The following is a 23,797-nucleotide window of genomic DNA, read 5'->3' as shown; positions in this document are numbered from 1 at the left end:
AATTGTAAAAAAGAAACCAGCTGTACTATTAAAATATTATTAATTATGAAGTATAATATTATTAAAATTATTTCAAAATCTTTAGTTAGTTTATTGTTCTTTTATTCTGTGTGTGCTGTATCACAAGAGAATAAAAAGAACCTGAATATTAATGAAATGATGGAGCCTTTGAAGCAAGATGGCATATTTAGAGATACTGCTTATTACAATTGGGGAGGTTCAATTATAAAAGGAGAAGATGAAAATTATCATTTGTTTTATTCACGATGGAAGCGAGAATATACTTTTAATGGTTGGTTAACATTTTCTGAAATTGCACATGCTGTTTCAAAAACACCTACAGGACCTTGGAATTATAAAGAAACGGTTTTAAAAGGAAGAGGTCATGGAAATTGGGATGCAATTACAGCACATAATCCTAAAATAAAATTTTTTGAAGGTAAATATTATCTATACTATATTGCTACAAATTTAGGAGATAAAGAATTTACGCATAAAGATTTAATTGATTTAAGTACAAAATCTTTAAAAACCAAAGACAGGGGAACGCTTCGTAAAAACCAAAGAACTGGTGTTGCCGTTTCAACTTCGATTAATGGACCTTGGCAAAGAATGGATAATGCATTGATAGAACCATCTGGACCAATAGCAACAATAACTGTAAATCCAGCTATTGATAAAGATAGTGATGGGAATTATTATTTGATAGTGAAAGGAGATAAACCCAATGAAAAAAGATTTATTAGAAACCAAGCAATAGCGACTTCTAAATCGCCTGTAGGACCTTTTAAAATGCAGCCAAATCCCGTTATAGGAAATTTAGACACTGAAGATGTTTCAATGTGGTATGATGAAAATGAAGCTGTATTTTATGCTGTTTTTCACGCCCATAAATTTATAGGATTAATGACTTCATTAGATGGTTTAAATTGGAATAAAGCACATTATTACAATATAACTAATAAAAAAATAGCACTTGATAATGGATCTTTCTTAATTCCAAATCGTATGGAACGTCCATTTATTTATGTGGAGAATAATATTCCTATTGCGCTATGTCTTGCAATAAAAAAAGAAGATGATTCTTATACTATTTTTATACCATTAGAAAAAAAGAATAGTTTTTAAGAGTTTAAAAAAACCATTTAATTATATTAGTAGAATTGTTAAACTCATAGCTCCTTGTGCGCCAATTACCAAACATTGTTCAATATCTGCTGTTTTTGAAGGCCCAGCGATAAAAAGACCAAAATTTCGATCTCTATTTGCAATTAACTTGTAGGCTTCGTGTAAATTAGTACACAATTTTTCTTTGTCTAAAACAATTACTAAATCGTTTGTAATAAATGGTAAAACGCGTATTGGAAACTCATTTTCTGTAATCCAAATAGCGCCATTTTCTACTACACCAAAATCTCCTTCTATTATTGCCAAATCAATTGAAGCCATAGTATGGGGATTTGTTTTTTCTGAAATTGAAACCGTTTCTAAAGACGATTTTTGGGTACAAGTAACAATGTCTTTAGCTTTAGGATACCTTTTTTGAATTTCAGTATCAATTTCTTTCGCACTATCTAATTCAATAATATTTCCACCTACAAGTGCAACTTTTTCTTTAAATGAAGCTAATAAATTTAAGTCCTCCTGAAATTTATCTAAATCTATTTCAGGTAATGGAAGTAAATTAGGTTTATTCTGTTTTATGGATTTTAAAATTGTTTCTCTACTCATTATTCTTTCTTTTTGCTTTATACCAATCGTCAAAATTTTGTGTTTTAACTTTAGGAAGTTCACGTGCTTTTCCCCAAGCATTTAATTTGGAATATACCATAAACCTAGGAGCGTATTTTAGCATAAATCGCGCTGATTTTCCTACCAAATTATAGGATGTTCTGTTTTTTAATATTTTACCCGTAATTTTTAAAATAGTTTTTTTAACAACTGGTTGTTTAACATCTTTTACAATTAGCTGTCGCCATTTATATAATTGCTCGTGGATGTTAATTTTAACCGGGCAAACATTAGAGCATGAGCCACAAAGCGTAGATGCAAATGGGAGTGAACTGTGTTTTGTTAAATCTTTTCCTGGTGATAGAATAGAGCCAATTGGACCTGGAATTGTGGCGTCGTAACTATGTCCACCACTTCTTCTGTATATAGGGCAAGTATTCATACAAGCACCACAACGAATACAATGTAACGAAGATCTAAAATCTTCACGACTTAATTGTTCCGTACGTCCATTATCAACAATTACAATATGTAATTCTTTTCCTTTAGCAGGCTTATTAAAATGCGATGAATAAGTTGTAATTGGTTGTCCTGTTGCACTTCTAGCCAACAATCTTAAAAATACACCTAAGTGTTCTTCTTTTGGAATAATTTTTTCAATTCCCATACAAGCAATATGAACGGGCGCTAGATGCGCTCCCATATCGGCATTTCCTTCATTGGTACAAACAACAAAACCACCTGTTTCAGCAATTGCAAAATTTACACCTGTAATTGCAACATCTGCTTGTAAAAACTTGTTTCTAAGGTGTTTTCTTGCTTCGTTGGTTAAATATTCAGGGTTTCCATTACTGGGTTTTGTACCTAAATGTTCTTGAAACAATTCATCAACTTCTTCTTTTGTTTTATGAATTGCTGGCAATACAATATGGCTAGGAGTTTCTTTTGCAATTTGAACAATATATTCACCTAAATCGGTGTCAACAACCTCTATGTTTTTAGATTCTAAATAAGGATTTAAATGGCATTCTTCGGTAAGCATAGACTTACTTTTTACCACTTTTTTTGCATTATGTTCTTTTACAATTTTGTGAACAATTGAATTGTGTTCTTTTGCATCGGATGCCCAATGTACTTTAATGCCGTTTTTTAGAGCATTGGCTTCAAATTCTATTAAATAATTATCTAAATTAGAAAGTACATTTCCTTTTATTTTAGAAGCAGTATCTCTTAAATATTCCCAACCTTTTACTCCGTGTGCAGCATTATCTCTTTTTTCTCGAACATACCATAAAGCTTTATCGTGCCAGTTTACTTTGGCTTCATTTTTATTAAATATTGCTGCTTTTTCTGAATGGCTCATAACTAAATAGTACTATTTAAAATTTCGGCAATATGCATCACTTTTAACGGTTTATTATCTCTATTTATTAAACCTTCTAAATGCATTAAACAAGAATGATCTGCACCCGTAATAACTTCAACACCATTATCTAAATGATCTTGAATTTTATCTTTACCCATTTTTACTGAAACGGCTTCTTCAAATACAGAAAATGTACCGCCAAAACCACAACATTCATCCGCTCTATTTAATTGCATTAATTCCAATCCTTTCACATTGTTTAATAAATCTTCTTCTGTAGAATAATATGGATCCATTCTTTCGGAACAAGAGCCCAGATGCAATCCTCTTAATCCATGGCAGCTTTTATGTAGTCCAACTTTATGGGGAAATGAAGCACCTAAATCTGTTTTTCCTAGTACTTTTACTATGAATTCACATAATTCAAAAGCATTGTTTCTAACTTTAACAACATCTGGTGTTTGTTCTATAATATCGAAATGTTTTTTTACGTGATAAATACAGCTTCCTGAAGGTCCAACAATATAATCGTATGCTGCAAAATTTTCAACAAATAATTGGCAGGCTCCTTTAGAATCTTCTTCATAACCTGAATTCCCTAACGGTTGTCCACAGCAAGTTTGAGTTGATGGATAATAAACATCTACATTTAACTTTTCTAGTAGTTCTAGTGTTGCAATGGCAACTTGAGGATACAATTGATTGATATAGCAAGGTATGAATAAGCCTACTCTCATTGTTTTTTAGATTTATAATTGGTAAATTTTTTCCATAAGTATCCATTTTTCTCCTTCTTTAGCAAAAGGTAATTTTTTTTGATATTTCCACATCAAATTTTCCCATTCTTGTACTTTAGGATTTTCTAAATCCATTTTGTCCTTTTTTTCAAAAGAAAAGTCCTCATCAACTTCTAAAATCATAAAAAGTCGATTTTCTACACAATAGATTTCAGCATTTTTAATTCCTGAATTAATAAGGCTTTCTGTAATTTCTGGCCAAATCTTTTTATGGTATTTTTTATATTCAGCAATTAAGGTTTTATCGTTTTTTAAATCGAGTGTTAGGCAGTATTTTTTCATTTAATATTTACTTAAAAATTAACATCCAAAAACTATTCATGAACTTTTAAAGTTCTATAACTGTAAATTGCAATCACTAAAAAGCTAATTAAAGGCAATATAAATGAAACATTTACGGCAGGAAGCCAACCAACTGTACCTAAATCTATAATTGCACCTTGTAAAGGAGGCATTAATGCTCCACCAACAATTGCCATTACCAATCCTGCGGCTCCTAAAGTGGTATCTTTACCTAATTTATATAATGCTATTCCATAAATTGTTGGAAACATTAGCGACATAAATGCCGATGTTGCAACTAGTAAATACAATCCTAATTGACCTTCAATAAGTATAACTCCTGTTACGCTAAACATTGCACCTATTGCAAAAAACAGTAATAGTTTTTTAGCGTTTATATATTTCATTAACATGGTGCTAATAAATCTGCTTGAAAGGAAAATACCCATAGCAACTATATTATAATTTTGAGCAGTTGATTTTACTATACCTAAATTATCTGCATATTGAATAATAAAAGTCCAACACATAATTTGAGCAGCAACATAAAACATTTGAGCAATTACACCTTCTCTATATTTTTCATTTTTAAGCAGTCTTTTAAACGATGCTAAGGCATTAAAATTTTCATCTTTTTTTTCTTCTTCAGGCATTTTATAAACACTAATAATTACCAACATTGCAATTACTACAAATCCTAAAATTATATAAGGATTTCTAATTATTAATAAATCATGTGTACGTATAGCTGCTTTTTGAACTTCATCTAACGTGGTAAAAATTAATTCGCCTGTTGCAGTTCTTTTATCTGAGTCTAATGCTGCAAGAATAAATTTTGAAGCAACAAACATACCTAATAAAGACCCAATAGGGTTAAAAGATTGTGCTAAATTTAAACGTCTAGTAGCTGTTTTTTCGTCTCCCATAGATAAAATAAATGGGTTTGCAGTAGTTTCTAAAAAGGCCAATCCAAAAGTTAAAATATATAAAGAGACTAAAAAGAATCCAAACACCTCGAACTGAGCTGCAGGGTAAAACAATAAAGCGCCAATGGCGTATAAAATTAGTCCGAATATAATTCCTTTTTTATAGCTGTACTTTTGTACAAATAATGCAGCTGGTATAGCCATTGTTGCATAGCCACCATAAAAAGCAAATTGAACTAATGCAGCTTTTGCCGTTGAAATTTCCATAACTGTTCCAAAAGCCGCTACCATTGGGTTTGTAATATCATTGGCAAATCCCCACAACGCAAATAGCGATGTTATTAAAATAAATGGAATTAAATATTCTTTAGGAACTATAGGTGTGTTATTTTTTTTCATTTATGAAAGTTGAGTATTGAAAAACTGTCTAAATAATTTTTTAGAATCGACAACTTAAACTTTTTATAGGTGACGAATTTTTTATTTTTTAGACAGTTTTTAAGAGTTTATTATTTGTTATAGTATTGTGCGTAAACAACTTTTGTTTGTAAATACTCTTCCATTCCATGTTTTCCATCTGCTCCACCTACACCTGATTTTTTCCAACCAGCATGAAAACCTTGCATTGCTTCAAAATGCTCTCTATTTACATAAGTTTCTCCATATTGTAATTTAGTTGTTGCATACATAATATTATTGAAATTCTCAGAGAAAATAGAAGATGTTAGTCCAAATTTACTGTCGTTAGATAATGCTACAGCTTCTTCTAAAGTTCCAAATTTCATAACGGGTAATACAGGACCAAAAACTTCTTCTTGAATAATTTCCATATCTTGTCTACAGTTTGTTAATAAGGTAGGTTGGTAGAAATATCCTTTATCAAATTGTTCGGAACGTTTACCTCCTACAACAACTTCAGCTCCTTCTTTTTTAGCAAATTCAACCATTTCAGAAACCTTATCTAATTGGTCTTTAGAAACCAAAGCGCTCATGTCGGCATTTACTCCAGTTAAAGCATCTTCAACTTTAACTTCATTCATTTTTTTGGTAATCATTTCCATAAACTTGTCGTAGATATTATCTTGAACATAGACTCTTTCAGCACAGTTACAAACTTGTCCACTAAAAATAACTCTTGATGTAACAATTGAATTTACCGCCAACTCTAAATTAGCATCAGAACAAACAATGGCAGGAGCTTTACCTCCAAGCTCTAAAGATACTTTTGTAATATTCTCTGCTGCAGCTTCAATAATTTTTTGTCCAGCAAATACACTACCAGTTAAACTAACTATTCCTGTAATTGGACTTTTAGTAAGCGCGTTACCAACAGTACTACCAGATCCGCACACAATATTTAATACACCTGCAGGCAATCCAATATTTTCAATTAATTCTGCCCATTGCATTATTGTATTAGGAGCTTCACAACTTGGTTTAATAACACAAGTATTTCCTGTTATTAAAGATGAAGCAACTTTACGTGCCATTACAAAAAAAGGAAAATTCCAAGGGCAAATTCCAACGGCAACTCCAATTGGAACTTTGTGTAAATAAATATGTTCGTTTTCTCTATCACTTTGAATTATTTCTCCCTCAATTCTTCTTGCCCATCCAGCATTATAATCAAAATAATCTGCAGTCACATCAATTTCTACCTGAGCCAATCCAATTACTTTTGCTTGTTCTTTGGCTAAGGTTTCTGCTAAAAATATTCTATTTGTTCTTATAATATCAGCCATTTTATGTAAAAAACTAGCTCTTTGTATGGCAGGAAGTGCTTCCCATGCAGGTTGTGCATTTTTAGCAGCTTCTAGGGCTAAGTTTGCATCTTCAACAGATCCCGCTGGAATTGTTGATATAACTTCTTCAGTACACGGGTTTAAAATTTCTTTAATTTTAGTAGAGGTCGAGTCAATAAATTTACCATTAATAAATTGTTTAAACTGTTTCATATTTATATATTTTAATTAGTATTTGGTTTCTATAGAAAAAATAGAAAAGTTTATTTTCTATTATAAGAACACGCTTTTTTTATATTAAAAAAGTATGCATATACAACAAATATAGCACAAGATTTACTTAAAATTATTATCTATTACAATCAATAGTATGAAGAATTTAAACATGGTGTTAAAAAAAATTGTACTTGAGGGGTTGAAAGTGAATATGCTATAAAACTTTAAAATCTTGTTTTATGCATAATGCAACCTTAACCAGTTGTAAGAATAGAGTAATTTAAGCTGTACTGTATTTGGAATAGGTGGTGTTTAATGTAAAATATATAATGAAAGAAAGGTTTATGTATATCTTCCCGATTTGTAACTTGCAGGTGTTAATCTAGTAACAGATTTAAACACTCTAGAAAAATGGTAGCGGTCTGAAAATCCTAAATTAAAGGCAACGTCTTCAATGGTTTTATTGGTATGTTCAAACAAATGACAAGCTTTGGCAATTTTTCTGTTTTGAATAAAATTATGTAGTGTAATATTTATTTCTTCTTTAAATAATCTTGAAAATGAATTTGGAGCCATATTTACAATTTCAGCTAAATCTGAATTGCTCATTTTTTTGCCAATATTAATTTCAATAAATCTAATTACTTTTAAAACACGATCGTCAATATCTATAGCTTTCCACAATTCTGGACCAATATTAGTAAGAGCCTCTTTTATAAAAGCTTGTAATTTTAAGTTAAACGTTAATTTAAAATCGCTGTTTTCAATTTTTAATCTATTTGTTAAATAGTGTAATTTATCTTTAAGGTAATCGGTTAATTCAATTTTAAAAATCCCTGGATACACGTTATCAAAAGGAATTCCTAAGTTAAAATGCACAAAAAAATGAATTAAATGTTTATCGTAATACTCATTTTCATCATAAAAACTTGTCAATTGTTTTCCATTTACATGAATACCATTATTAAATTTATGATTTTTTGTAAACTGTGTAGAAAATGATGTAAAAGGTGGAATAATATAAAGAAATTTAGGGTCCATTTTATAAATGTTTTCTTGATGAATTAATTCGCCTCCTTCATTTTTATTCCAATACAGCCTCCAAAAAGGAAACACCATATCATGGCAATCCCACAAATCTAACAACCAATATCTGCAACATAACAACCTTAATTTAAGGTCGATAAAATTTTGATTATTTGACGAAGGATCTCCTAATTCAATATCTTTTACGAACTTCATAAACTCAAAATGTTTGAATTAGATACAAAAATACAAATTTTAAATATTTATTTAACACTTGTTAATCAGTAAATTTGTAGTATTAATTATGTTATAAAATAATAGATATGGGTACAATTAAACTTCCTAATGAAGTACAAAAAGAATTAAATAATGTCTCTAAAGTAGCCGGTTATTTATGGCAAAGAGAATGGGCTGAAAGAAATGCAGGAAATATTTCAATTAATTTAACATCTTTTTTTTCTAAAGAAGAAGTGAAAGGTATTGGTACAGAAGTGCCATTTGATTTTCCTAAAGGAGCTGCTGGCTTTGTAATTTATATTACTGGTACAGGCTGTTATCTAAGAGATTTAATAGATAAAATTGAAGAAGCTTCTTGTATACTTTATATCAATGAAGATGCAACTGCTTATTCAATTATTTGGGGAGGTAAAAGAGAAGGTTTTGGTCCTACTTGTGAATTAATTTCACATGCAAGTATACATTTGTTTAATTCAATTAATCATCCAGAAAATTTAGCAGTTGTACATACACATCCGTTAGAATTAATTTGTATGAGTCATCATGAATTATTTAATGATGAGGAAGAATTGAATAGACAATTATGGATGATGTGTCCTGAAATTAAAGTATTTGTACCTAAAGGAATTCACTGTACACCATATGCATTGTCTAGTACAGAGCCATTGGCAAAAGTAACTATAGAAGCTTTTAAAACAAGAAATATCTCTTTATGGGAAAAACATGGTGCAACTGCAACCGCACCAGATGTAGAAAAAGCCTGGGATTTTTTAGATGTAGCAAACAAAGGTGCTAAATTATTGATGATGTGTTGGGCAGCAGGTTTTAAACCAGCAGGGCTTTCAAACGAACAATTGACAGAATTAGAACAATTTACATAGAATACTAAAACTAAACATAATGAATAGACTAATAGGTAGATTACCAAAAGTAGGAATTCGTCCTGTAATTGATGGACGTGAATTAGGCGTTAGAGAATCTTTAGAGGTTCAATGTATGGATATGGCCAAAGCTGCAGCAAAATTAATTGAAGATACGTTGCGTTTTCCAAGTGGAGAAAAAGTAGAATGTGTTATTGCAGATACCACAATTGGCGGTGTTGCAGATGCTGCTGCTTGTGCCGATAAATTTAAAAGAGAAGGTGTAGAAGTTTCTTTAACAGTAACACCTTGTTGGTGTTATGGAACCGAAGTAATGGATACCGATCCGTTAACGCCAAAAGCAGTTTGGGGATTTAATGGAACAGAAAGACCAGGAGCAGTATATTTAGCAGCAGCATTAGCAGGTTATGCTCAAAAAGGATTACCAGCTTTTGGTATTTATGGTAAAGAAGTACAAGATGGTGATGATAAATCCATTCCTCAAGATGTTTCTGAAAAAATTATACGTTTTGTTAAAGGTGCTTTAGCAGTTGCCCAAATGAAAGGGAAATCTTATTTATCTATAGGATATAGCTCTATGGGTATTGCTGGATCTATGGTTGATGTAAACTTTTTACAAGATTATTTAGGCGTAAGAGCTGAATTTGTTGAATCTGTTGAGCTTTTAAGGCGAATTGAAAACAATATTTTTGATCAAGATGAATACGAAAAAGCGCTAGCTTGGACAAAAGCGAATTGTGAAGAAGGAGCGGATAGAAATAACCCTGAATCGCAAAAATCTCGAGAAGAAAAAGATGAAGAGTGGGAAAAAGTTGTGAAAATGACTCTAATCTGCAAAGATTTAATGAACGGAAACCCAAAATTAAAAGAAATGGGCTTTGGTGAAGAATCTAAAGGTAGAAATGCTATTATGGGAGGTTTTCAAGGACAACGACAATGGACAGATTACCAGCCAAATGCAGATTTTACAGAATCTATTTTAAATTCATCATTTGACTGGAATGGTATTCGTCAAGCCTATGTATTTGCTACAGAAAACGATTGTTTAAATGCAATTTCTATGTTATTTGGTCATTTATTAACTAATAAAGCACAGTTATTCTCTGATGTAAGAACTTATTGGAGTCCAGAATCTGTAGAGCGTGTAACTGGTAAAAAATTAACAGGTATTGCTGAAAACGGGATTATTCACTTAATAAATTCAGGTTCTACAACCTTAGATGCAACTGCACAACAACTAGATGCTGAAGGAAACCCAACTATGAAACCATTTTGGGATATTACAGAAGAAGATGTTAAAAGATGTTTAGATAATACCAAATGGCCACCAGCTACAACTGAATATTTTAGAGGTGGAGGATTTTCATCTAATTTCTTAACTAAAGGACAAATGCCATTAACCATGTGTAGAGTCAATTTAATTAAAGGAATTGGACCTGTTTTACAAATTGTTGAAGGTTGGAGCGTAGAATTACCAGAAGATATTCATACCATTTTAAATGAAAGAACCGATCCTACTTGGCCAACAACTTGGTTTGTACCTAGAACAACAGGTAAAGGCTTTTTTAAAGATGTTTACACCGTAATGGCTAAATGGGGCGCTAACCATGGTGCTATTTCTCATGGGCATATTGGAGCCGATTTAATTTCATTAGCAGCCATGTTACGCATTCCTGTAAATATGCATAATGTAGATGAAAATGATATATTTAGACCTAGTTCATGGTCGGCTTTTGGTGAAAACTTAGAAGGAGCAGATTATAGAGCCTGCAATAACTACGGACCTCTATATGGTTTTAAAGAATAAATAATTAAACTGATAAAAAGAATTGGTTCAATTATAACCGTTTAATATAGGTACCGGCTTCTTTTTATAATATTGTTAAAGCTTTTCCTTATAATTTTAGAAATGGAATTATAAGGATGGCTTTTAATACCTTAATTTTCAATAAAAATGAAAAAAGTTATAGCAGTAATTGATATAGGAAAAACAAATAAAAAAGTATTTTTATTTGATGAGAATTTTGAAGTAGTATTTCAAAATTCAACTCAATTTGATGAAATAATTGATGATGATGGTTTTCCTTGTGATGACATTGTAGCTATTGAAAACTGGATTAAAAATCAAATTTTAAGCATTCAAAAAAAAGGTGATTTTAAAATACAAGCCATTAATTTTACAACACATGGAGCTTCTTTAATGTATTTAGATAAAGCTGGAAAACGTCTTACGCCTTTATATAATTATCTAAAAAAATTAGATTTAAAAGATTACGAAAATCTATACAGAAAAAATGGGGGAGTAGAAGAGTTTTCAAGAAAAACTGCTTCTCCAGTTTATGGAATGTTAAATACGGGGTTGCAAATACTTTGGATTAAAAAGTATAAGCCAGAAATCTGGAAACAAGTTAATGCTGTTTTACACTATCCACAGTATTTAAGTTATTTATTTACTGGTAAAATTACAGCTGATTATACTTCAGTAGGTGCCCATACAGCCACTTGGGATTTTGATACTATGCAGTATCATAGTTGGTTAAAAGATGAAAATATAACTTTACCAGAACCTTGCAAAGGAAACAAAGCAACAATTGCTGAAATTAATGGAGAAAAAATAGCTGTAGGTATGGGTATGCATGATAGTTCATCATCTATAATTCCATTATTAGACAAAGAAAAAGATTTTGTATTATTATCAACTGGAACGTGGATTATTGCTATGAATCCGTTTAGTAAGGAAGTGTTAACGCAGCATCAACTTAATAATAATTGCTTGTGTTTTATGACACCAGAAAAACAACAAATAAAATCTTCTATGCAGTTTTTGGGAAGAATTCATGAAGTGTATTTAAAAGCATTAAGTGAACACTATAATGTTAATATAAATACGCATTTAGACCTTTCTTTAAACGCAATGCTTTGTGAAGAAATACACCAGAAAAATGCTAGAATATTTTTATCTGAAGGGATAGATACTGATTTTGAAGCTTACAAAGAGAACTTAAATGCTTTTACATCATACGAAACAGCGTATTATCAATTAATTTATGAAATAGCAAAAAAAGTTATAGTTGGTATTGATTTAATTTCAGATAAAAATGCAAACATTTCAAATGTGTTTATTTCTGGGGGATTTAATAAAAATGAAATCTTTATCAAATTTTTAAGGCTTTTAAAAGATAATATCGAATTTAAAATTTCAGACTGTAAAAATGAAAGTGCTTTAGGAGCAGCTTTAATGATGAAAAATTACTTATAACCGAAAAAATTATTGGTTGAAATTTAGGCCAATACTAAAGTAGGATAAGTTTTCTAATGTATAATTAGAATTATTATAATAAAAAAACCGATAAACTTATTTATCGGTTTTTGAGTTTCTATTGGGATAATTTTTTTGATAGTATTTATAAAAATTATTGCTGTTTGAAACGTTAACAAACAGCAATAATTAATTGAGTAGGGATGTAAAAATTTTATTAAGGTTTTAAATTTTCAGTACTACTTATTATAAATGAATAACTATATTTTTTATCTAATAGTTTATATTCTGGATGTGTGTGTGCTCCCCAACTATTGTCACCACCAACACCCATTTGTTTGTAGTCTATATTTAATGAAACTAAATCTCTTGGAACTACATCAGTAGTATGGCGATTTTTAACAACATCTCCATCTCTATGTCTTCCGTCAGTTCTTTCTAAAGATTCAAAATCTTCCATTATGTTATGATGTGCACTTACATCAATTGTTGGTATACCTTTTACAATAATTCCTTTTCCTGTTTTATCAGTTAAACTTACCCAACGTGTATCGGATTTATTACCATTTTCTTGAGGTCTAATATATGCCCAATATTGATCTGCAACACTTCCTTCATATACGCCAATTTTTGCTCCAGATTTTCTATCCCAATAACTTTCATAAGGACCTCTACCATACCATTTAATTTGATTTAAGTTATTGTTTAAAATTATATTTAAACCAACTCTAGGTAAATCAGGTAGGTTATTGTTGGCTTTAACTAATGTGTTATCAACTAATATTTCACCATTTCCATTTATACTATATTTAGAAGTGAAAACACCTATAGTTTCGTTTGATTCATTAATTAAATTATATTTAACGGTAACAATTGCATTGGCTCCATCCATTTTTGAGTCAATACTTTTAACAGCTCTGTTTTTGCTAACATAGCGCCAATCTTTACTTCTTTTATGAAGATCGTTTCCAAAATCGTTATCAATTGGTGCTCTCCAAAAATTAGGAGTAAATCCGGCATTATTATGTATTATATTGTCATTATCACCAAAATATAATTCAGTCATTATACCAGTTGATTTATCAAAAACAACTTTACCTGCTTTACTACTTATTTTAATTGAAGTTTCATCATTTGCAATAACTACTTTAGATGTTTGCTCAAGCTTGAATGAATTATTAGCTGTGTTAATTTCAAATTGTTCCCAAGCAATTTCGTGGTTATTAGGTACTAAATTTTTCTCTTTTTTAGTTGTTGCAGAAATTGTAATAATTACTTCTTTAGATTTAGTTATTTCTGGGTATTTAATTTGAATAATTTCAGACTTTGTAGGTTCTATATTTAAGGTTGGAATGTTTTCTTTTATTACAGTTTCACCATCAGACATTATTTCGTAAGAAAAGTTATATTCATTTAAATTTGTAAAATCAAATTCGTTAGTAATTTCAAATTTTCCATTTTTTAAATCTATTGCTTTAAATTGGATATTTTGGTGTACTTTTTTTACTTCATATAGTGCTGGTTTAGGTGTTCTGTCTGGATCTACCAATCCGTTTAAACAAAAATTTCCATCTGAAGGTACATCTTTAGGTCCAAAATCACCACCATAAGCCCAATATTCTTCACCATCTTCTGTTGTTTTAACCAAACCTTGGTCTACCCAATCCCAAATAAAACCACCTTGTAAAACTGGGTATTTTTTCATCATATCCCAATATTCTTTTAAGTTTCCAACGCTATTACCCATGGCATGTGCGTATTCACATAAAATATAAGGTCTATCGCTGTGGTTTTTTGCATATTTTTCCAATCTATTAATACCTGCATACATTGGTGCTACAATATCTGTATTGCTTTCTAGTCCAGCTTGTTCAAACAAGACTAAGCGTGTTTTATCTCTATTTTTTATCCATTCATATCCTTCAAAAAATACGGGTCCATTTCCACATTCATTTCCCATAGACCAGATTATTACAGAAGGGTGATTTTTATCTCTTTCAATAGTTCTTTTTATTCTATCTAAATGAGCTTCATTCCATTCTGGAAGATAAGCAACATGGTTTATTGTGTCAAAACTACCTTGGTGTGTAGCTCCCATACCGTGAGATTCAATATTAGCTTCATCAACCAAGTATAAACCGTATTTGTTACAAAGTTTATAGAACAATTCTGGTTGTGGATAATGTGAAGTTCTAACGGCATTGATATTAAACATTTTCATTGTTTTAATATCTTTTATCATAGTTTCTTCATCTACATAATGACCGTTTCTATCGTGGTGTTCGTGTAGGTTTACTCCTTTTACATAAATGGCTTTTCCATTTACTAAAAGTTGTCCGTTTTTTACTACTACATTTCTAAAACCAACATCGGTACCTACAGATTCTATTAAGGTACTATCTTCTGTTTTTAATTGTATAATTAGATTGTATAAATATGGGTTTTCTGCATTCCATAAATGAACATTTGGAATGGTTTTTTCAAAAGCTATTGTTGTTTTTCCAGGTTCTATATTTTTTGATGCTGAATAAACTTCTTTTTTGTCGCTGTCTAATAAAATTGTTTCAACAATATAGTTGTTATTGGCCTTATTTTCTAATTCAATATTTACATTAAAAATTCCATTTTTATAGGAAGCATCTAAATCTGCTTGAGACCAAAAATCTTTAATATGTGTTTTATTTCTTTCTAATAAATATACATCTCTTGTAATACCACTTAAACGCCAAAAATCTTGATCTTCTATATAACTACCATCAGACCATCTGTATACTTCAACAGCTAAAAGGTTTTTACCTTTTTTTAAATATTTTGTAATATTAAATTCTGCAGGGGTTTTACTACCTTCACTATAACCAACTTTTTCACCATTTATCCATACATACATAGCAGAACTAACAGCTCCAAAATGTAAAAAAACTTCTTTAGAATCTATAGTGTCAACATTAAAATATGTACGGTATGAACCTACTGGATTGTAATGATCTTGAATTTTAGGAGGTGTTTTTTCATGTGGATATTTTACATTGGTATAAATTGGTACATCAAAACCTTCTAATTCCCAATTGGCTGGTACTTTAATGCTTTTCCAGTCTGAAGTGTCATAATCTTCTTTAAAGAAATAATAAGGTCTATCATCTGGTTTAAGCGCTAAGTTAAATTCCCAATCTCCATTTAATGAAGTGTAAAAAGGAGAGTTGTTTGCATTATCATTTATAACATCATCATTATTTAAATAAGGAATAAAATACGCTCTAGGTTGTTCTTTATTTATTCCAAAAACAGCAGGATTTTCCCAGTCTGGAATTTCTTGTTCTTCAAAAGGAACATCTACGTATTTATGATTATTATTACACGAACTTATCAGTATTAAGAGTATAGCAAAGTATTTTAGTTTCATTTTTTATAATATATAATTCATTAATTTTTTTAGATTAAAGGTTGCGTTTTAATTATTCAACAACAACAGTTACAATACTTCTTGACGGTATAGACCATACGGTTGAATTATCAATACTTTCTTTTGGTGATAAATTATCTGATGTTTCTGCTGAAGTTTGGTATAATTTACCTGAATATTGAGATTTACCATCAACTTTTACATTAATTGGAATATCAATGGTTCGTTGATTTACAAGTACTACAATATATTTTGAATCGTCTGGCTTTTTATAAGCTGATACTAATAATCCATCAATAGATTGTTCTATAGATTTATTATCAGATCTGTTTAAACTAATTCTTTGGTATCCTTCTTTTATGAAAAATGAATAATTTCCTAAAGCCCAAAGTAGTTTAGAATCATACACTTCTCCATCAAATTTATCGTTGTCTATATATACCAATCCATCTTTATAGTCGTAAGGGCTTAAAGCCAACCACCATTGCCAAGAACTTGCATTTGCAACAGCTAAATCGGTATGGATTACTTTGCTTAAATAAAGTGCAGGATCAATACCTAAATCTCTACCATTACCTTCTATTTCTGAATTGTTTTCAAGAAGACAATATTCCGACATCCAAAATTCAAGAGCATTATCTGTTTGCTCAATTTGATCTTTAACATTTTGGCGGGTATTTATTAAAGTGGTGTTTCCTGAAGTTGTATAATAACTATGTCCACAAATTTTCTGAGCAATATTGCTTAAGTTTCCAACATAGTTATCAGAACTGCTATCAAAAAATTCTTGTATATGAGAACCTCTTCCGCTTTTGTTAGAATCTTCGTATAAATAATTTAATTGAGCAGATTCAGCAATTTCAATTTTAGTGTTTAAATTTTTACTTTCAATTTTTGTGTCTAGAATTCTAGTTATTGCCGCTATTTCAGAATTTAACCAAGGAGAACCTTCTTGTCCGCCTGTCCAATCCCATTGTGGCTCATTAAAAGGAGAAATATAGTTAAAAGTAATACCATCATTAGCGCTGATATTTTCAATAACATTAGCTAAAAAATCAGCATAATTATTGTAATTTGTAGCATCAAGATTTGCAGAAGAGCCACCTGAAGAATGTGCTTTTCCATTTTTAGTAAGGGTAATTGGAGGACTGTTAGAAAATGCAGTAAATTCATTTACACCTCTTTCTTTTGCAGCTTGTAAAAACCAACGTTGCCCTTGTTGTGCATCCCAATTATAACCATTTGAAGTTAAAAAAGATTCTGCTCTTCGCCATTCATCACTTATACCGCTGTCGCTTCCTTGTACATCGCTACCTCCACCAATATTAAAACGCCAAGTACTTAAACCAATTCCTTTAGGCTGTCCCGTATTGTCAGTTTCAGAACTAAATAAATAATCAGCAATTTGATTTCTTTTTGCTAATGGCCAGTTTTTACCAACAAATTGTGTACTCCAAGCATCTGAAGCACCAAAGCTATGTATTGTTTGATAAGTTGTTGATGGTTGTAAGGTAATGGTTAAATAATCTGATGCTGTTGTTCCTCCACCATTATCAGATGTTTCATCGTCATTTGAATTGGAACAGGCCGCTATAGTTAATACAAGTGATAATGAAATTGCTAGTATTTTATAAAGTTTCTTATGCTTCATTTTTTTTAGTTATTGGGTTTTCAAATAATTAGTATGATTATTTGTTGAAAAAGATGCTTAAAGTACTATTACTATAAGCATCTTTTTATATTAAGATTTAGTATCCAGGGTTTTGTGTAATTCGACCTTGAGATAAATTAATTTCTGATATTGGAATTGGAAATAAAGAATGAACTTCAGCTTTATAATATTTTCCTTCGTCATTTCCAGCATCATATTCATCTGTACTTTCGTTTAGGTTATAATTTGAAAAGGCAGCCATAGCTTGTGTTAACCTGTCTGTTCTTTTTAAATCGTAGTAACGGTTTCCTTCCATTGCTAATTCCATTCTTCTTTCATTATAGATTGCAGTTAGTAAACCTTGTCCTGTAGCAGAGATCTCGTTTAAATCTACTCTAGCTCTCACTTTATTTAAAGAAGTTAAAGCTGAATTTTCGTCTCCATTAAAATAAGCAGCTTCAGCGTGCATTAATAATAAATCGGCATATCTTAATAAAATATGATTTAGAGGAGATCTTTTATGCTCTGATTTCTCAGGGCGATCTTCAGAAGTTAAAAAGTATTTTTTGTTAATTCTTCCAGACATATTTTCAGAAGGTTTAGTATCGTAAGAAGGGTATTCTTCATTTACATAATCACCTTGTTTAATTATTGTGAATTCACGTCTTGGATCGTCTGCCATAAAATTATCTAAATTACTACTTGGCGTACAGAATCCCCAACCACCATCGGCTCTACTACGAGATAGTACAGGTAAAGCACTTCCTGTATCATAAAGTTCGTTGTAAGAATTTTGGATTTCAAAAATAGAACCACTTCCATTTGGATTTGAAACACTCCAAACGTCTTTAAAATCATCGTTTAAGTTGTATTCACCAGAAGTGATTACTTCATTGGCTAAACTTTGTGCTTCTGTGTAATTTTTTTGGTATAAAGCAGCTTTTGCTAAGTAAGCAATTGCAGCTCCTTTAGTAGCTCTTCCTTTATCTGCAGAAGCTTGTTGCGATTTTAATGGTAAATATTCTAAAGCATCATTTAAATCACTTTCAATTTGTGCCCAAATTTCTTCTTCAGTAGCTCTTTCTAAGTTGGCATCGCTAACAGATATTGGTTCTGTTAATAAAGGAACTCCACCCCAGTTTTTCACCAATTCAAAATAAAATACAGCACGTAAAAATTTAGCTTCAGCTACAAGTTCATTAATTTCTTCCTCTGCAATTGGTGCTTCTGGAATTCTTGTAATGGCTAAGTTTGTTCTAAAAATACCTTGGTAGGTATATCTCCATTTACTGTCTAACCACTCGTTTGATGATGTAATGTTAAAATCAGCTAAATTCCCAAAATCTCTTTGGTCTCCTTCGTTTGAATTTCCTTTAAAGGCATCATCGGAACAAATATCACCAACCATCCAAAAGAAATCTGTTTGCCACCAGTCTTGTGGACTAAGTGAAGCATAACAACCTAATACAGCTTTGTTACTTTCGGTATAATTAGAGTAGTAAGTGTCTAAATTTTGTTCTCCTGTTATTTCGTTATCAATATAGTCTGAGCAAGAAACTACGTTCAAACCGATAAAAATAAATAATATGTATTTAATAATTTTCATTGTGTACATTTTTAAAATTAAAACGATAAGTTAACACCAACATTTATAGTTCTTGGTAAAGGATAGTGTCCCCAGTCTATACCACTTTGTGTAGCCGAACCACTAATATCTGGATCTAAACCACTAAATGAAGTTGCAGTAAATAAATTTTCACCACTCATATAAACTCTAGCTCTTGCAAGTCCTAGATTATCAAGAATGCTGTTATCTAAATTATAACCTAACTGTAAATTTGTTAATCTAATAAATGAACCATCTTCGATGTAATAGTCAGAGTATCTAAAGTTTTGATTTGGATCATCATTTGATAAACGAGGCTGAGAATTTGTTGATCCTTCACCACTCCAAGCTTTATCTAATAAGCCAGCATATGAGTTATAAGTACCGCTACCACTCATTAAGTATGGGTTTAAAGCGTTTAACATGTCATTTCCGTATTTACCAGTAAATAAAATGTTTAAATCAAAATTGTTGTAGTTAAATTGCATATTAAATCCAAATGAAAAGTCTGGAGTAGGATCTCCAATAACTTGTCTATCATCATCGTCTAATGTTCCATCACCATTTAAATCTTTAAATCTAAAGTCACCTGGTTGTGCAAATGGTTGAATAATATTTCCAGTGTTATCTGAATGACTATTAATTTCAGTTTGATTTTGGAATATTCCATCAGTTACAAATCCATAAAATAACCCAGGAGTTTGACCTTCTGCAGTATATGTTAAACTGTTTAAACGTTGGTGATTTCCATCCCAAATAGCTTCTCCATCAGCTAGTTCAACTACAGTTGCATCATAACTTGATAAGTTTAGCGTAAATGCAGTTTTTAGTTCATTGATTTGTTTTTTATAAGTAATACCTAAATCAACACCTTTTGTTTCGAAACTACCAACATTAGCCCATTGCGCATCGTAACCAGAACCTAGGTAAGCAGGAATACTTTTTGCCATTAACATATCGTGTGTAGTTCTTTTATAAATATCAAAATTTATATTTAAACTACTATTAAATAAACCTAAGTCAATACCAAAGTTCATATCTTCAACAGTTTCCCATTCAATAGATGGATTCCCTACGTTTGCAGGTGCTGTTCCTAATATAACTTGTTGGTCATCTCCTAAAGTATAGTATTCATTACCAATAGTAGTTAACCTTGCGTTTACTGGAATAGAATTTCTGTTGTCATTTCCAATTTGTCCCCATCCTACACGGGTTTTTAATGAACTTATCCAAGATATATCTTCCATAAAATCTTCATCAGATGTAACCCAGGCAGCAGACACAGAAGGGAATACACCCCATTTGTTACCGTCAGGGAAAAGGCTTGATCCATCAGCTCTTACAGTTGCAGTTAATAGATATTTACTTTTGTAAGAATAATTTCCACGTCCTATGTACGATATTAAGCTGTACTTTTCGTTATTTCCAGTGGTATAAAATCCTTCAGTTGCTGCATCAAGATATCTTAAATCCTCATGGTTACTAGGAATATTTTCTCCAGTGCCACTTAATGTTTTTTCTGTTTGAGATTCTAAAATTACACCACCTAAAAGGTTAATACTATGGTCATTTATTTCTTTTTGGTAATTTACGGTGTTATTCCAAGTTGTATTTAGCTTGTTATTGTGTGTTCTTCCTACAGAATTTACTTCTAATTTGTCGTTTTCTTCAATATAATAATCTGGTGAAAACCAGTTGTTTTCCCAAGAGCTGTAATAAACGCTAAATTGCGATTTGAAAGTAAGGCCTTCAATTGCTTCCCAATTTACATAGAAGTTACCAACGGCTCTAGAGTATTCAGTATCGTTATAAGATCTTGCTAATTGTCCTAATGCATTTGGAACATCTGTAATAGTTGGTGAAAAAATGCTGTATTCGTTTAATCCATCAATTTCATAATCTGCTAAGTATGGGTTTGTAACAGGTTCTAATCTATGAGCATTCCAAACTAAATCTGGACCATTTTTAGTTTTTGAGTTTGCAAACGTAAAGTTTTCTCCAATAGTAACTTGATCGTTTAATTTATATTCTGTATTTAAACGTGCTGTTACTCTATTAAAATCACTTCCTTTTATAATTCCTTCTTGGTCTTGGTAAGAAATACTTGATGATATTTTAATATCTTCAGTAGCTTTTGCAATTGATAAGTTAGCGTTATAGATTGGTGTGTTTTGTGTAATTTCATTCCACCAATTAGTTCCGTTCCCTAAAGATTCTGGGTCAGAATAAATTAAGCTACCACCATCATTTAAACTTGCAGCATTTAAAATATTTGCATATTCAGTAGCGTTAGCTAAGCTAGGGTCTTTTGCCACAGATTGTATACCTGTGTAAGCATCAAAAGAAACAATTACTTTATTTGTTTTAGCTTGTTTTGTTCTAATTATTATAACTCCATTTGAAGCTCTAGAACCAAAAATAGCTGATGCAGATGCATCTTTTAAAACTTGAACACTTTCAATGTCTTGAGGTGATAAAAAGTTAATGTCATCTAAAGGTACATCATCTACAACATATAATGGCGTATTGTCTCCTAGTGTTGAAATACCACGAATTGTTATTGATGAAGAAGCTCCTGGTTTACCACCACTTGAAGAAACCTGAACACCTGGTAATTGACCAGCTAAGGCATCTTGTATGTTAGAAACAACCCTTTTTGAAAGTTCTTCACCTTTTACGGTTGAAATGGCACTTGTTAAATCTTTCTTTTTTACAGATCCATATCCAATTAATACAACCTCGTCTAATTGTTCGGTACTTGCAACTAAAGAAACATCTATAGTTGATGTGTTTCCAACAACAATTTCTTGTGGTAAAAAACCGATGTAAGAAAATATTAAGGTGTCTGTACTATTTGCTGAAATACTATAATTTCCGTCAAAATCAGTTGAAACCCCATTGGAAGTTCCTTTTATTAAAATGGATACGCCAGGCATTGGCATTCCACTTGCAGTTACTGTTCCTGTTATTTGTTTTTGTTGAGCAAATATTGTACTTCCTAAAAGTAAAAATATGCCCAAAATTAAAGAAGTGAATGTTCTCATTAGCTTCGTAAATTTATGGTTTAGTTTAATGTTTTTTTGTTTTTTTAAATACCACAAAAAACACTAGGTGCGTTTTGTGGTATAAATACTAAAACTTAATTATATTCGTGAATAGTTGCTCTTAGTAAAAAGTAATCGAATGTAATTGTGTATGTACCAGCTTGATCTTTAAATTTTAGATCTTGTGATCCATCTCCAGCTTTACATTTTACATAATTTACTGGCAATATTGTTTCTCCGCCAACTTCAAAACCACAATCAAATGGTTCCCAACCATCTGTTTGTCCAATAAATTTTAAAGAAGTGTCTTCAGTAATTTCAATATTAATGGTAAAAACATAAGGATTTCCGTTGCTATCTTTTTCCATTGGAATAGCATCTGCAGGGTTCCAATCTAAATCGTAGCCAGCAAATCCATTACCCATTAAATACATGTTTTCTTTAATTTCAACATCTATTTCCATTTTTTCATAGGTGTATTCTAATGTATATGGATTAAACTCTACATGGTAATAGCCATCTTCATCAAATTCAATGGTGCCACTACTTTGTGAGTTTATAATTCTAGAGCTGTCATTAGGATCTGTTCCCCAATTGTTAGGTTCCCAATCTAATTGGCCTATAAATTTTATTCCGTTACCTACTGTATAATAAAACTCTACAACAAACCAGTCTTCATTTTCTGGGTTTTTCCACATTTCAGTTGCTTTGCTAGGATCCCAGTCGTACCAAGTAGAACTTCCTACAGCATACATATTGTATATTTCATCTTTTTCTCCAATAAGAACTGTTGTATATGTTGTGGTTTCATTTCCTGTTTTATCAATACCAATTGCAGTAAATTCTACTGCGCCAGAAATTCCTGTTAAAGGTATTTCAATTGAGTCTGTAAAGTTGTAGTTTAAAGTGTTATCAGGCATTTTTAGCTTAACTTCATAGCCTAAAATTTCATTTATTACAATAACAGAATCAAGCATTTTATTATCAGAAAAATCGATGTTTAATTCAACTGAATCTCCAACTGTACTAGAGCTACCACTAATAGGAGAAGTAAATGTTACTTGCGGTTTAGTAGTGTCGTAATCTAAGGTTACAACAACATCATACGTTGTAATGTTTCCTGCAATGTCCATAGCTGATACTTTTAAAGTATGTGAACTATTTGGTTCTTCATCTGCAGGGACTAAAAATTTATAATTTAAGTTGTACTCTTTTAAATGGTCATCTAAAGTAATATACTTATCCAAATACCATTTGTCGTAATTAATGTTTATACTTTCAATACCATTATCATCTGTAATGGAGCCTTCAAAAACAAATTCTAGCCCAGGTGCAGAGCTAATAGTTGTTGTTAAATTTGAAATATTAGGGTCGGATGCATCGTTTATTTCGTTATCATCATCACATGATGAAAAAATAAAAAGTGAAAATAATACTGTGGATAAAAATATCCGAAAAAATAGTTTACTTATCATTTTTAAATAATTTTGGTTTAGAAATTTAATAGGATAAAATTAGACAGATTGTGCTGTGTGCGTAGTATAAAATTTGCTCAAATATAAGGTGCAATTTGTTCAAACTATTAATTATTTAGTTGAAATTGTTATTATTGAATTAGATTTGTTTTTTTTAA

General features: G+C 30.9%; 16 protein-coding genes. 4 read left to right on the top strand and 12 right to left on the bottom strand.

Features of this window, described 5'->3' with window-relative positions; translation table 11 throughout:
- Positions 1-45: 45 nt before the first annotated feature.
- A complete protein-coding gene (locus MHL31_RS08835; protein WP_240225573.1) occupies positions 46-1,128 on the top strand; it encodes a glycoside hydrolase family protein in 1,083 nt (360 codons plus the stop codon).
- Positions 1,129-1,149: 21 nt separating this feature from the next.
- Here the strand turns inward: MHL31_RS08835 and MHL31_RS08830 are convergent, their stop codons facing one another.
- The 7 genes from MHL31_RS08830 to MHL31_RS08800 all read right to left on the bottom strand — a co-directional run bounded on the left by MHL31_RS08830 (position 1,150) and on the right by MHL31_RS08800 (position 8,302).
- Positions 1,150-1,731 (bottom strand): LUD domain-containing protein, encoded by a 582-nt coding sequence (locus tag MHL31_RS08830; RefSeq protein WP_240225572.1) that lies wholly within the window; start codon positions 1,729-1,731, stop codon positions 1,150-1,152.
- The gene (locus MHL31_RS08825; protein ID WP_240225570.1) at positions 1,724-3,094 is read right to left on the bottom strand and encodes a lactate utilization protein B; all 1,371 of its coding nucleotides are present in this window, start codon (positions 3,092-3,094) and stop codon (positions 1,724-1,726) included. Before MHL31_RS08825 ends, MHL31_RS08830 begins: the two co-directional genes overlap by 8 nt.
- A gap of 2 nt (positions 3,095-3,096) precedes the next feature.
- Complete coding sequence (locus MHL31_RS08820; RefSeq protein WP_240225569.1) at positions 3,097-3,834, bottom strand: (Fe-S)-binding protein; 738 nt, start codon at positions 3,832-3,834, stop codon at positions 3,097-3,099.
- Between the two features lie 12 nt (positions 3,835-3,846).
- Positions 3,847-4,176 carry an L-rhamnose mutarotase gene (locus tag MHL31_RS08815; protein WP_240225567.1) on the bottom strand — a complete coding sequence of 110 codons (330 nt, stop codon included), beginning with the start codon at positions 4,174-4,176 and terminating at the stop codon, positions 3,847-3,849.
- 32 nt (positions 4,177-4,208) lie between these two features.
- Complete coding sequence (gene fucP, locus MHL31_RS08810) at positions 4,209-5,501, bottom strand: L-fucose:H+ symporter permease (protein WP_240225566.1); 1,293 nt, start codon at positions 5,499-5,501, stop codon at positions 4,209-4,211.
- A gap of 110 nt (positions 5,502-5,611) precedes the next feature.
- Positions 5,612-7,057, bottom strand: a complete 1,446-nt coding sequence (aldA, locus tag MHL31_RS08805) for an aldehyde dehydrogenase (protein ID WP_240225564.1) — start codon at positions 7,055-7,057, stop codon at positions 5,612-5,614.
- A 345-nt stretch (positions 7,058-7,402) separates the two neighbouring features.
- Entirely contained in the window at positions 7,403-8,302 is a 900-nt protein-coding gene (locus MHL31_RS08800) for an AraC family transcriptional regulator (protein WP_240225563.1), read from the bottom strand.
- Between the two features lie 107 nt (positions 8,303-8,409).
- Here MHL31_RS08800 and rhaD point away from each other — a divergent pair, with 107 nt between their 5' ends.
- The 3 genes from rhaD (at position 8,410) to MHL31_RS08785 (ending at position 12,463) form a co-directional block, all read left to right on the top strand.
- Positions 8,410-9,204, top strand: a complete 795-nt coding sequence (gene rhaD, locus MHL31_RS08795; protein WP_240225562.1) for a rhamnulose-1-phosphate aldolase — start codon at positions 8,410-8,412, stop codon at positions 9,202-9,204.
- 19 nt (positions 9,205-9,223) lie between these two features.
- Positions 9,224-11,011: an L-fucose isomerase gene (locus tag MHL31_RS08790; protein WP_240225561.1), complete on the top strand. Its 1,788-nt coding sequence runs from the start codon at positions 9,224-9,226 to the stop codon at positions 11,009-11,011.
- A 147-nt stretch (positions 11,012-11,158) separates the two neighbouring features.
- Positions 11,159-12,463: an FGGY family carbohydrate kinase gene (locus MHL31_RS08785; RefSeq protein ID WP_240225560.1), complete on the top strand. Its 1,305-nt coding sequence runs from the start codon at positions 11,159-11,161 to the stop codon at positions 12,461-12,463.
- Between the two features lie 217 nt (positions 12,464-12,680).
- Here MHL31_RS08785 and MHL31_RS08780 read toward each other — a convergent pair whose 3' ends face one another.
- From MHL31_RS08780 to MHL31_RS08760, 5 genes are all read right to left on the bottom strand, one after another.
- A complete protein-coding gene (locus MHL31_RS08780; protein ID WP_240225559.1) occupies positions 12,681-15,863 on the bottom strand; it encodes a glycoside hydrolase family 2 TIM barrel-domain containing protein in 3,183 nt (1,060 codons plus the stop codon).
- Positions 15,864-15,915: 52 nt separating this feature from the next.
- Complete coding sequence (locus tag MHL31_RS08775) at positions 15,916-17,514, bottom strand: glycoside hydrolase (RefSeq protein WP_240225557.1); 1,599 nt, start codon at positions 17,512-17,514, stop codon at positions 15,916-15,918.
- Between the two features lie 97 nt (positions 17,515-17,611).
- On the bottom strand, positions 17,612-19,120 hold the full coding sequence (locus tag MHL31_RS08770) for a RagB/SusD family nutrient uptake outer membrane protein (protein ID WP_240225556.1): 1,509 nt from the start codon (positions 19,118-19,120) through the stop codon (positions 17,612-17,614).
- A gap of 17 nt (positions 19,121-19,137) precedes the next feature.
- A complete protein-coding gene (locus MHL31_RS08765) occupies positions 19,138-22,164 on the bottom strand; it encodes a TonB-dependent receptor (RefSeq protein ID WP_240225555.1) in 3,027 nt (1,008 codons plus the stop codon).
- A 95-nt stretch (positions 22,165-22,259) separates the two neighbouring features.
- Positions 22,260-23,639: a SusF/SusE family outer membrane protein gene (locus MHL31_RS08760; protein WP_240225553.1), complete on the bottom strand. Its 1,380-nt coding sequence runs from the start codon at positions 23,637-23,639 to the stop codon at positions 22,260-22,262.
- Positions 23,640-23,797 lie beyond the last annotated feature (158 nt).

Source organism: Lutibacter sp. A80 (genome assembly GCF_022429645.1).
Lineage (GTDB): Bacteria > Bacteroidota > Bacteroidia > Flavobacteriales > Flavobacteriaceae > Lutibacter.
This window is presented reverse-complemented; position numbering and strand designations above follow the sequence as displayed.

Coding starts and splice junctions, on each gene's coding strand:
- MHL31_RS08780 (WP_240225559.1), bottom strand. CDS start 15,863: ATGAAACTAAAATACTTTGCTATACTCTTAATACTGATAAGTTCGTGT.
- aldA (WP_240225564.1), bottom strand. CDS start 7,057: ATGAAACAGTTTAAACAATTTATTAATGGTAAATTTATTGACTCGACC.
- MHL31_RS08825 (WP_240225570.1), bottom strand. CDS start 3,094: ATGAGCCATTCAGAAAAAGCAGCAATATTTAATAAAAATGAAGCCAAA.
- MHL31_RS08800 (WP_240225563.1), bottom strand. CDS start 8,302: ATGAAGTTCGTAAAAGATATTGAATTAGGAGATCCTTCGTCAAATAAT.
- MHL31_RS08775 (WP_240225557.1), bottom strand. CDS start 17,514: ATGAAGCATAAGAAACTTTATAAAATACTAGCAATTTCATTATCACTT.
- MHL31_RS08785 (WP_240225560.1), top strand. CDS start 11,159: ATGAAAAAAGTTATAGCAGTAATTGATATAGGAAAAACAAATAAAAAA.
- MHL31_RS08820 (WP_240225569.1), bottom strand. CDS start 3,834: ATGAGAGTAGGCTTATTCATACCTTGCTATATCAATCAATTGTATCCT.
- MHL31_RS08830 (WP_240225572.1), bottom strand. CDS start 1,731: ATGAGTAGAGAAACAATTTTAAAATCCATAAAACAGAATAAACCTAAT.
- MHL31_RS08815 (WP_240225567.1), bottom strand. CDS start 4,176: ATGAAAAAATACTGCCTAACACTCGATTTAAAAAACGATAAAACCTTA.
- MHL31_RS08790 (WP_240225561.1), top strand. CDS start 9,224: ATGAATAGACTAATAGGTAGATTACCAAAAGTAGGAATTCGTCCTGTA.
- MHL31_RS08835 (WP_240225573.1), top strand. CDS start 46: ATGAAGTATAATATTATTAAAATTATTTCAAAATCTTTAGTTAGTTTA.
- fucP (WP_240225566.1), bottom strand. CDS start 5,501: ATGAAAAAAAATAACACACCTATAGTTCCTAAAGAATATTTAATTCCA.
- MHL31_RS08770 (WP_240225556.1), bottom strand. CDS start 19,120: ATGAAAATTATTAAATACATATTATTTATTTTTATCGGTTTGAACGTA.
- MHL31_RS08765 (WP_240225555.1), bottom strand. CDS start 22,164: ATGAGAACATTCACTTCTTTAATTTTGGGCATATTTTTACTTTTAGGA.
- rhaD (WP_240225562.1), top strand. CDS start 8,410: ATGGGTACAATTAAACTTCCTAATGAAGTACAAAAAGAATTAAATAAT.
- MHL31_RS08760 (WP_240225553.1), bottom strand. CDS start 23,639: ATGATAAGTAAACTATTTTTTCGGATATTTTTATCCACAGTATTATTT.